Origin of the sequence: Vibrio sp. Vb1127 (assembly GCF_033338735.1) — a bacterium.
GTDB classification, from domain to species: Bacteria; Pseudomonadota; Gammaproteobacteria; order Enterobacterales; family Vibrionaceae; genus Vibrio; species Vibrio alginolyticus.
The window spans coordinates 26,082-35,402 of the sequence record NZ_JAWOTF010000030.1 but is presented as its reverse complement, the minus strand read 5'-3'; the positions used below and the strand labels follow the sequence as shown (position 1 = coordinate 35,402).

Genomic DNA, 9,321 nt, shown 5'->3' with positions numbered 1-9,321 from the left:
GTTGCAAAGACAAAGGTATAACCCTTTTCATGCAGCGCTTTTAGCGTCTCTTTTGAGTAAGCACTGAGCTGATGGTTTGGTGCGAGTAACGTGCCATCCAGATCAGAGGCAACGATTTTGGTGATCTCTTTGCAAGGTAGCGATGTGCTCATGAAGTCCTCGTAAACGGTTTGGATAGTGTGGAACAGGTGAATTGCAAACGGAGTACAGCAGACTGACTAGATCGTACTGCTCCGAATGCGGGGGAACTTGGGCCCGTAGCACTATGCGGTTAAACACTGTGTCAAAGTAGCCAAGTTCAAGCAGTGTACGCCAAAATGAGGATGAAAAAGAGGGTAAATCGATGTGTAGACATTTCCTCTTTAATCTTAGTCGTGAAATGGTCGCCTAGAGTTCTTATTGTGCTTGTTCGTTTGATGGCGATTTAGGGTCATTCATAAAGCGGAAAATCGCATCGAGCGCTTGATTACGATACTTGTCGGTCTCGAATAAGATTTCATGCTGTGCGCCTTCGATGGAAAGCAGCTCCGCGTGCGGGTTGGTTTTCCGCAATTTATCAATAAAACGCTTTTGCGCGAGGTTGCTAACAATCCGATCGTTTCCGGCTTGGATTAGGATTACTGGTATTTTGACTTGGCGAGTTAATAAAAAGCACTGCTTAGCGGCCATGAGCCCTTGCCAAACCCAGCGAGTGCTTGGCCCACCGACTTGCAGTTCCGGTTTTTCCGTATATAGGTTTCGGAACCATTGGTAGCGGCCGTAACTTTGGCTAAGTGGGTTATCTTCAAAGGGCTTAGGGAAGTAGGCCTGATGTCCTGGTGCATAGCGTGGCAAAGTCGATACCGCTGACATAATTTGTGTGACCGGAATCGCTATTGGTGATAGGTACCATGGCAGGTTAATGCCAAACATGGGCGCACTTAGAATCAAACCAGTAAAAGGGTGTTCTGGGTGAGTTTGCAGGTAACGTGTGGCGATCGCGCCGCCCATAGAGTGCGCGATGATGAAGCATTGTTGATATTCGCTAAGGTCGTGTTTTTTTACGACGATGTCCATATCATCAATATAATCAGTAAAGTCATAGACGTGACCCATATCTGAGTCAGATAATAAACGATCTGATAAACCTTGTCCGCGGTGGTCAAAGGAATAGACATCGAAACCTTGGCGGTAGAGATCGTAAAACAGCTCTTGGTATTTCCAGGAAGACTCAATGCGTCCATTTACGATGAGCACGGCTTTTTTATGCTCTGGGTTGGTTAGCTTGCACCAGTAAATGTTCTTTTTCTCAGTCCCTTTAACAAAGCCCTCTTGGCGAGTTTGCCAAAGTGCTGCGATCGGACCACCAATTGCTTGCTCAAATAATGTCTCTTGAGTATAAGTCAAAGGTGAATGGTTAGTCGCCATTAGTTGATTACCTGAAGATACGTTGTTTACGCGATGTATCATCGAAGAATTAGTGAGGAAATGCAATGGATACCCATGTCTGGTTAGCTTATGTAGTAACAGCAATCGTTTTTAGTTTGGCTCCGGGCTCTGGCACGGTGAACTCAATCAGTAATGGTTTGAGTTACGGTACCCGTAAATCACTGGGTGCCATTATTGGCTTACAAATTGGTTTAGTTATCCACATCGCGCTGGTGGGGGCGGGTATTGGTGCGCTTGTCGCGCAGTCAGCAACCGCATTTTCTGTCATTAAATGGGTTGGTGCCGCTTATCTGGTTTGGCTGGGGGTTCAGAAATGGCGCGACACATCAAGCTTAGTCGCAGCTGAAAACCACAACGAGATGTCAGGCACGGCGCTGTTGTACAAGGCAGTGTTGATTAACCTCACCAACCCTAAATCGATTGTTTTTCTGGTGGCGTTGTTCCCGCAGTTTATTGACCCGGCAAAAGACCAAATCACGCAACTGTTGGTGCTTGGCGTCACTACGGTCGTGATTGATGCGTGTGTAATGTTGGGTTACACGAGCTTGGCAGCACAAATGGGACGCTTTATTCGCTCCGATAAAATCATGGGAAAAATAAACAAAGTATTCGGTTCAATGTTCATGGGTTGTGGTGCATTATTAGCAGCTGCAAAGTCATAAGCCATTTATAGGTCCTTCTTTAGCATGAATACAACGTATGTCGCTCGCCAGCCGATCTTTAACCGAAAAAGACAGACGCTGGGTTATGAATTGTTGTTTCGAGACGGGGAGAGTAACGCATACCCTTCACATATTGATTCAAATCGAGCGACATACCGACTGATCGTCGAAAACTTCCTATCACTGGGTACTAACCCAGTGATTGCCTCTTCAAGATGCTTTATTAACTTTCCTCATCAAAGCTTGGTGCGACGTTTGCCGCGCAGTTTGCCGAAAAACAAAATTGTCATCGAAGTGTTGGAAACGTGCCAACCTACGGATGAGCTTCTTGATGCGATTCGTGAGTTTTATCGAGAAGGTTACTTGATCGCTTTGGATGACTTCACCCTAACACCAGAATGGCGTCGTTTTTTGCCATATGTGCATATTGTGAAGCTCGACATTATGGCGATGGGGCTCGAAAAGGCCTGTGAACTGGTCAAAACACACCTTGCCAAACGCGTCAAATACCACTTTTTAGCAGAACGTGTTGAAACCGCAGAAGAGTTTGAGCAAGCGAAAGCGGCTGGCTTTAAATTTTTCCAAGGTTATTTTTTTAGCAAGCCACTCGTCTCGCAGACTAAATACGTCAGTCCTGAGCAAGTGTTGGCATTGCAACTGTTTCGTGAAGTTTGTGCTCCTGAGCCTGACTTTACTCGTATCGAGTCCATCATTACGCAAGATGTCGCGTTGTCATATAAATTATTGCGTTTTGTAAATACGCAAGCGCCGAATTTGGCTGTCGAAATCAGCTCTTTTCGTCAGGCATTGATTTATCTTGGCCAGGATAACCTTAAGCAGTTTGTCTCTTTGGTTGTGGCATCGTATATCTCCAGTAACAAGCCTCGAGAGCTGTATCACCTTTCATTGCAACGAGCTCAATTTTGCCAATTGATGTCGCGCTATCAGCCATTCTCTCACCTCAACGAGCAAGGTTTCATGGTTGGTTTGCTGTCGATTCTAGATGCGCTGCTGGATCTTTCGGTGGAATCTTTAGTTAGGCAGTTACCGCTTAGTCATTCAGTACAACAAGCGCTATTACATCGCAAAGGGGTTTATGGTGCACTTATTTCCCTCGAAGAGTGCTACGAGCGTGCCGATTGGTCAGGGGTTGAAAAAATCACGATGCAATTGGGGTTGCCTTTAGAGGAAGTGAAGCTCTCCTTAGGTGAAGCGGTTCGCTGGAGTCAAAGCATCGCGACTGCATAATTTCTTGTCTTATCTTTTATCTCTTTGAATCTCTCTCTTTACAATCAAGCTGTTCGTTAGATGTGAAACTTTTATGACGATGGACGGTTTCCTCTTGACGATATATCTTAATTAAATAAACATATACGCATATCCATATATAGGTATGTTTATTATGCTTCCACATCAGTTTTTTAAGCTGTTATCCGATGAAACACGCGTACGTTGTTTAATGCTCGTGGCCCGTGAAGGTGAAACTTGCGTTGGTGATTTGGCGTTTGCTCTACAAGAGAGCCAGCCGAAAGTTTCTCGTCATCTTGCTCAGTTACGATCCAGTGGCATCTTGGTGGATAAACGCCAAGGACAATGGGTGTATTACGAGTTATCACAGCAATTACCAGGTTGGATGCGAAAGTTAATTGAAGACTTAGTGGCATCAAACTGTTTGAAGCAGGAATACCAAGACGACATCACACGCTTACACGATAAAAGTCGTGAGGCTTGCTGTTAACAGCGAATAGAGATTCAAGGTAGAAGATTAGAGGGTAAAACTATGACAATTAAAGTAGGAATTAATGGCTTTGGCCGAATTGGTCGCTTAGCGCTGCGAGCGGCATTTGATTGGCCAGAATTGGAGTTTGTGTTAATCAACGATGTCGCAGGTGACGCAGCTACGCTTGGTCACTTATTAGAATTCGATTCAGTGCAAGGTCGTTGGCATCATGGAGTTCAGGTCGAAGGCAGTGAGCTCGTCATCAACGGCAAGCGTGTCGCCACGACTCAACAACGCGATATCGATGCGGTGAACTGGTCTGATTGTGATGTTGTGATTGAAGCGACAGGCGTACATCGCAAAACATCATTCCTAAACAAATACCTAGAGCAAGGCGTGAAACGTGTCGTGGTAAGCGCACCTGTGAAAGAAGAAGGTATTGCGAACATTGTGGTGGGCGTGAACGACCATATTTTCGACCCTGAAAAACATCGTATCGTGACAGCAGCTTCGTGTACGACTAACTGTATCGCACCTGTGGTTAAAGTCATTCATGAGAAATTGGGTATCGAACAATCTTCTTTTACGACCATTCACGACCTGACGAATACGCAAACTATTTTGGATGCGCCACACAAAGATCTACGCCGTGCAAGAGCATGCGGCATGAGCCTTATCCCAACCACTACGGGTAGCGCGAAGGCGATTGTCGAAATTTTCCCAGAATTAAAAGACAAAATTAATGGTCATGCGGTTCGCGTACCTCTAGCAAACGCATCGTTAACAGACATCATTTTTGATGTGAAGCGTGATACCACGGCAGAAGAAGTGAATGCACTGTTAAAAGAAGCATCTGAAGGTGATTTGAAAGGCATCCTTGGCTTCGAAGAGCGTCCTTTAGTTTCTATCGATTATAAAGGCGACCAACGTTCAACCATCGTTGATGCGCAATCAACCATGGTTGTGGGTTCTCGTATGGTTAAGATTTACGCTTGGTACGATAACGAAATGGGTTATGCAACGCGCACAGCAGAGCTGGTTCGTAACGTTGGTTTGGCTTAAAAGGGGGTCACAATGTCTCATCCTACATGGCAATTAGATTTGGACTCCGGTGCTTTAATCTTAACACCGTGCCCAGGAACGAAAGGTGTCGATTTGCATGCGTCGTTAGAACAGTTGAAAGAGCAGGGTGTTCAAGCGGTCGTTACTGCACTAGATGATAGTGAATTAGCTGCGAAGAATGTCTCTGCATTGGGTGAAGCCACTCAGCAACTGGGTATGAAATGGTTCCAGATCGAGATTGAAGACGACTGCGCACCAAATGAAGAGTTTGCGACGAAGTGGCAACAAGCCAGTCCGGAACTGCACGCGATTCTTGCTCAAGGTGGCAAAATTGCGATGCATTGCATGGGTGGTTCGGGGCGCACAGGTTTGTTCGCTGCTCACCTACTCCTAGAAAAGGAATGGCAGTTAGAAGATATCGTGCGAGAAGTGCAGGCATTGCGCCCTGGTGCATTTACAAAACCTGTGCAAGTTGAGTACATCGAACGCGTGGCTCAAGACGCTTGATCAGCTTAAATAGCTTTTGGTTCATCATGATCCAAAAGCTAAATTCAAGCTTCTTCAGGATACGACTGTTTACAAAAAATGCCATTAATATTAACTAATGCATTGTTTTTAAGGTGTATTTTTCTTTTCATTGATGTTGGGGCATTTTTTGAAAATCACAGCAACATTGTATTGGTCAATGTTGCTGTACAGGTTAGGAAGTATTTAGAACATGATGATCTAAATGCTTCTATCGCTGTACATATGAGGTCAATATGATTTCTCAATTAAGCAAAAGTATTCGTCAGTACATGTTAGTGACGTTTAACTATTGGAACTTTACGGTGACCGATGGCGCACTGCGTATGCTAGTGGTGCTCTATTTTCATGATTTAGGTTATTCCACGTTAGCTATTGCCTCACTGTTCCTTTTCTATGAATTTTTTGGTGTGGTGACAAACCTAGTTGGTGGTTGGTTGGGCGCAAGGTTAGGCCTAAATAAAACCATGAACATTGGTTTAGCGATGCAAGTGTTTGCGTTGCTGATGCTCGCAGTACCAAATGCATGGCTGACCATTCCTTGGGTGATGGCAGCGCAAGCTCTGTCGGGGATTGCCAAAGATCTGAACAAAATGAGTGCTAAGAGCGCGATTAAAACGCTAGTACCAGACGAACAGCAAGGTGCGCTCTACAAATGGGTAGCGATTTTGACTGGCTCGAAGAATGCACTCAAAGGAGCGGGCTTTTTTGTTGGTGGCTTGCTGCTGTCTTGGGTGGGTTTTCAAAACTCGATGTTTATTATGGCGGGTGTACTTACATTAGTGTTTGTTTGCAGCATGATCTGGCTAGAAGCGGACATGGGTAAAGCAAAGAGTAAACCTAAGTTTCGCCAAATATTCTCCAAGTCTGAATCGATAAACATTTTATCCGCAGCACGCATGTTCTTGTTTGGTGCTCGTGATGTGTGGTTTGTCGTTGCTCTGCCTATTTATCTTGGTAGCGTGTTTGGCTGGGATCACTTGTGGGTTGGTAGCTTTCTCGCAGCGTGGGTCATTGCTTATGGGTTTGTGCAAGGCTTTGCGCCGCGTATTACTGGCAAAGCGCAAGGTCGTGTGCCTGATGGTAGTGCAGCATTGGTGTGGGCAGGAATCCTAGCGTTAATTACGGCTGGTATTGCTTATGGTGTGCAAATCGGTTGGCAGCCTGAATTGGTGATTGTGGTAGGTTTGATGATTTTTGGCGCTGTGTTTGCCATTAACTCTTCGCTGCACTCGTACTTGATAGTGAGCTACGCTAAAGGCGATGGCGTCTCGTTGGATGTCGGTTTTTACTACATGGCCAATGCGATGGGACGTTTGATTGGCACGGTATTATCGGGTTGGATCTACCAAGAGGCTGGTCTTGCAGCGTGCTTATGGGTTTCTTTTGCTTTCTTGGCACTGACGACGCTGATTTCAATTAAGTTGCCAAAAGCTAATGTTGCTACTGCGTAACTACCCCCAGTATCGCTATCTGTAGATGGTATAAATGGCTCCAAATCGGAGCCATTTTTGTTTCTTATGCGCCGTTTGCTGTAATCAGATTGTGTCGGTTTGGCATCGAGAGTGAATACTGATGCTTGGTTTTTGGTTCTCGTTAAGTGATTAGAGTGGTGATGAAATCCCCGTTGTAGGTCATTGTTGAGTTAAAAATAAGCAAAAACAGATTGTTAACTATTTCACTGGTTGAGATTTACCCTATGCTATAAACGATAAGCGACTCAAAGTAGGGAAAGGTATGAGAGAAAGGGTTCTGTTTTTTGATTTATTGCGCTGCTTCGCAGCGGTAGCAGTGATCGCCATTCACGTCTTGGCACCGTATCGAAATGAGTTAGGAGTGATTCCATTTGACCAATGGCTGACAGCGGTAGGCGTGAATAGCGTAACCCGCTGGGCAGTGCCAGTTTTTATTTTGATCACCGGAGCGCTAATGCTCAGTGACACTCGACCATTTGACGGTAAGTATTATATCAAAAGGCGTTTGGGCAAAGTTTTAGTTCCATTTCTTATTTGGTCGATGTTTTATGCATACCTTTCAGGTTGGACTTCTCAAGGCTTTGATTTTGAAACCGTAAAAGAGGTATTAAGCAATAGCCCATTCCACGCAACGTATTACCATCTCGGCTTTTTCTATTACTTTATACCACTGTATTTTGTGATTCCGCTGTTTCAATGGATGGTACGCAACGTGGATGACAACGTCTTGTATACCTATCTCGCATTTTGGCTTTTCACCAGCACACTGTTCTTGTTCAAGATTGATGGCCCTTGGAGTAATCAGATGTGGCTTTATATGGGTTACCTTCCACTGGGGTATGTTTTATTTCAAAAGGTACCTTTGAATCGCTCTATGGTGACCTTATATGTTGGGCTAGGACTCGTGGCGTTGGCAGTGACCTTTACGATGGTTGTGACAAATAGCTTAGAGGCGGAGAAGTATACGGTTGGGCGCTGGCTCTCTTATAAAACACTGAATGTGATTCTAGCAGCTTCGATGATTTTTATGATCGGGCGTTACTTTGGTGAAGGCTTATCACCAAAAGTACAAAAAGTGGTAAGTGTGATCAGTCAGCACAGCTTGGGGATTTACTTACTTCACCCTATTTTCTTATGGCCGATGAAAGAGTTCGGTTGGTACACAGGACATCCTGCGTGGGTGATTCCAGTCTGGATCGTTCTAAGTGGAGCTGGAGCCTTGGCGATGAGCTATCTCTTTTCTCGTTCTGCCAAGACTCGTTGGTTACTGCCTTAACGTTTGATAGCGAAGTGAAGGAACTTGTTGCCGCGATAGGTCAGTGTTCCCTTATCTCCAGGTTTGAGTGCATGGTAGTAATGCACTCCAATTTGGAATTCACGCTTTGGACCGATAGAACCACGTTGAACGTAAATCCAATACTCTTGATCGTCTTGACCTGGTGGTGCGTTTGGTATGTCTATCGCTTGTTTATCTAAAACCGTTACCTGCGCGCTTTGCTCTGGAGCGTCTTCGCCCACATAGTGCTTACTATAAAAACGGAAAAACACCCACGCGCCCAAGGCAATAAGGGCGAATAGGGCGACAATAAGTGAGATTGGCATATTAACCTCCAATGTTGTATCGGGTCCCATTCTACAGAACTCGCTGACGAAACGATGAGTTGAGGTAACTTATTCATAATCTAATGAAAGGGACATGAATTTTATTCGGCGCACTTCACGGTTTATCTCAATGGGGACGCGATGAAATCGTTGCTTCATCTGCAAGCTACGTCACTAAAGCTGAACTAAGCAGCTTTCACTTGTCTGGCTATATGCGCTCAAGGGCACAAATTGAAAGTAAAATTGCACTTAACGGCTCGAAAAAGCTCTAAATTTATAGAAGAATAAAAATAATGAACATAGGAAGGGTCTGGTAAGGAGGGTTACGATGTCAGATATTGAAAAAGTAGTCATGCGTACCCGAACGATCGAAAAACTTTTGCGTACTCAGTACCATGCAGAAGGGAAAGGGTTGCACCAACTTATTAATAGTTGTGAAGAACGTTTACCGCATGACGTGATAGCAAAGCTTCGATTCATCGCAACCGTGCGTAACAAAGTGGTGCACGAAGACGATTACAAGCTGGATGATCGTAAAGGCTTTATGGCGGCATGTGATGCTTGTGAAAAAGAGCTGACACCAAGAAGCTCTCGCTTTATTTGGCGTACAGCAATTTTGCTAATGACGTTGATTACGTTGGCCGCTCTTGGTTTCTACTATATGCACTGGGATATTTTGTCTAAGCACATTCAGTAGAGCTATACAGATAAATAAAAAAGGACGCATTTGCGTCCTTTTTTATTTTAAATCATTTGGTTAGTACATCATTGGCAGTGTCATTAAACCCACAACCACTGCAATCATAACCAGCCCTTGTTTTTGAGAAGATGAAATCATAACACTACC

11 protein-coding genes are annotated in these 9,321 nt (G+C 44.7%); 8 read left to right on the top strand and 3 right to left on the bottom strand.

The genetic code is table 11. The features are described 5' to 3' along the window. Together R7H07_RS21995 and R7H07_RS21990 are read right to left on the bottom strand one after the other, a co-directional pair. On the bottom strand, nucleotides 1-152 hold a 152-nt coding region (locus R7H07_RS21995; protein ID WP_318086086.1), incomplete at its 3' end, for an HAD hydrolase family protein. A gap of 244 nt (nucleotides 153-396) precedes the next feature. Further along, complete coding sequence (locus tag R7H07_RS21990; RefSeq protein ID WP_005378733.1) at nucleotides 397-1,407, bottom strand: alpha/beta fold hydrolase; 1,011 nt, start codon at nucleotides 1,405-1,407, stop codon at nucleotides 397-399. 65 nt (nucleotides 1,408-1,472) lie between these two features. On the opposite strand from R7H07_RS21990, the gene rhtB reads away from it, so the two are divergent. The 7 genes from rhtB to R7H07_RS21955 all read left to right on the top strand — a co-directional run bounded on the left by rhtB (nucleotide 1,473) and on the right by R7H07_RS21955 (nucleotide 8,148). Further along, nucleotides 1,473-2,090 (top strand): homoserine/homoserine lactone efflux protein, encoded by a 618-nt coding sequence (gene rhtB, locus R7H07_RS21985; protein WP_054729573.1) that lies wholly within the window; start codon nucleotides 1,473-1,475, stop codon nucleotides 2,088-2,090. Between the two features lie 24 nt (nucleotides 2,091-2,114). Continuing rightward, a complete protein-coding gene (locus tag R7H07_RS21980) occupies nucleotides 2,115-3,338 on the top strand; it encodes an EAL and HDOD domain-containing protein (RefSeq protein WP_053304474.1) in 1,224 nt (407 codons plus the stop codon). Between the two features lie 154 nt (nucleotides 3,339-3,492). After that, a complete protein-coding gene (locus R7H07_RS21975) occupies nucleotides 3,493-3,828 on the top strand; it encodes a metalloregulator ArsR/SmtB family transcription factor (RefSeq protein ID WP_005378730.1) in 336 nt (111 codons plus the stop codon). Nucleotides 3,829-3,870: 42 nt separating this feature from the next. Further along, nucleotides 3,871-4,872 carry an ArsJ-associated glyceraldehyde-3-phosphate dehydrogenase gene (locus R7H07_RS21970; RefSeq protein ID WP_005383630.1) on the top strand — a complete coding sequence of 334 codons (1,002 nt, stop codon included), beginning with the start codon at nucleotides 3,871-3,873 and terminating at the stop codon, nucleotides 4,870-4,872. Between the two features lie 12 nt (nucleotides 4,873-4,884). Then, nucleotides 4,885-5,379 (top strand): cyclin-dependent kinase inhibitor 3 family protein, encoded by a 495-nt coding sequence (locus R7H07_RS21965; RefSeq protein ID WP_086047096.1) that lies wholly within the window; start codon nucleotides 4,885-4,887, stop codon nucleotides 5,377-5,379. 254 nt (nucleotides 5,380-5,633) lie between these two features. Further along, a complete protein-coding gene (arsJ, locus tag R7H07_RS21960) occupies nucleotides 5,634-6,851 on the top strand; it encodes an organoarsenical effux MFS transporter ArsJ (RefSeq protein ID WP_005378722.1) in 1,218 nt (405 codons plus the stop codon). A 283-nt stretch (nucleotides 6,852-7,134) separates the two neighbouring features. Continuing rightward, nucleotides 7,135-8,148, top strand: coding sequence for an acyltransferase (locus R7H07_RS21955; RefSeq protein WP_054729568.1), 1,014 nt, complete (start codon nucleotides 7,135-7,137; stop codon nucleotides 8,146-8,148). On the opposite strand, the gene R7H07_RS21950 is transcribed toward R7H07_RS21955, so the two are convergent. Continuing rightward, nucleotides 8,145-8,474, bottom strand: a complete 330-nt coding sequence (locus tag R7H07_RS21950; protein WP_054729565.1) for a DUF2500 domain-containing protein — start codon at nucleotides 8,472-8,474, stop codon at nucleotides 8,145-8,147. The genes R7H07_RS21955 and R7H07_RS21950 overlap by 4 nt on opposite strands. Before the next feature lie 328 nt (nucleotides 8,475-8,802). Between R7H07_RS21950 and R7H07_RS21945 the strand changes: the two genes are divergently transcribed. Then, the gene (locus R7H07_RS21945) at nucleotides 8,803-9,171 is read left to right on the top strand and encodes a hypothetical protein (protein ID WP_005378717.1); all 369 of its coding nucleotides are present in this window, start codon (nucleotides 8,803-8,805) and stop codon (nucleotides 9,169-9,171) included. Nucleotides 9,172-9,321: the final 150 nt, after the last annotated feature.

Coding starts and splice junctions, on each gene's coding strand:
- R7H07_RS21970 (WP_005383630.1), top strand. CDS start 3,871: ATGACAATTAAAGTAGGAATTAATGGCTTTGGCCGAATTGGTCGCTTA.
- arsJ (WP_005378722.1), top strand. CDS start 5,634: ATGATTTCTCAATTAAGCAAAAGTATTCGTCAGTACATGTTAGTGACG.
- R7H07_RS21990 (WP_005378733.1), bottom strand. CDS start 1,407: ATGGCGACTAACCATTCACCTTTGACTTATACTCAAGAGACATTATTT.
- rhtB (WP_054729573.1), top strand. CDS start 1,473: ATGGATACCCATGTCTGGTTAGCTTATGTAGTAACAGCAATCGTTTTT.
- R7H07_RS21980 (WP_053304474.1), top strand. CDS start 2,115: ATGAATACAACGTATGTCGCTCGCCAGCCGATCTTTAACCGAAAAAGA.
- R7H07_RS21945 (WP_005378717.1), top strand. CDS start 8,803: ATGTCAGATATTGAAAAAGTAGTCATGCGTACCCGAACGATCGAAAAA.
- R7H07_RS21955 (WP_054729568.1), top strand. CDS start 7,135: ATGAGAGAAAGGGTTCTGTTTTTTGATTTATTGCGCTGCTTCGCAGCG.
- R7H07_RS21965 (WP_086047096.1), top strand. CDS start 4,885: ATGTCTCATCCTACATGGCAATTAGATTTGGACTCCGGTGCTTTAATC.
- R7H07_RS21950 (WP_054729565.1), bottom strand. CDS start 8,474: ATGCCAATCTCACTTATTGTCGCCCTATTCGCCCTTATTGCCTTGGGC.
- R7H07_RS21975 (WP_005378730.1), top strand. CDS start 3,493: ATGCTTCCACATCAGTTTTTTAAGCTGTTATCCGATGAAACACGCGTA.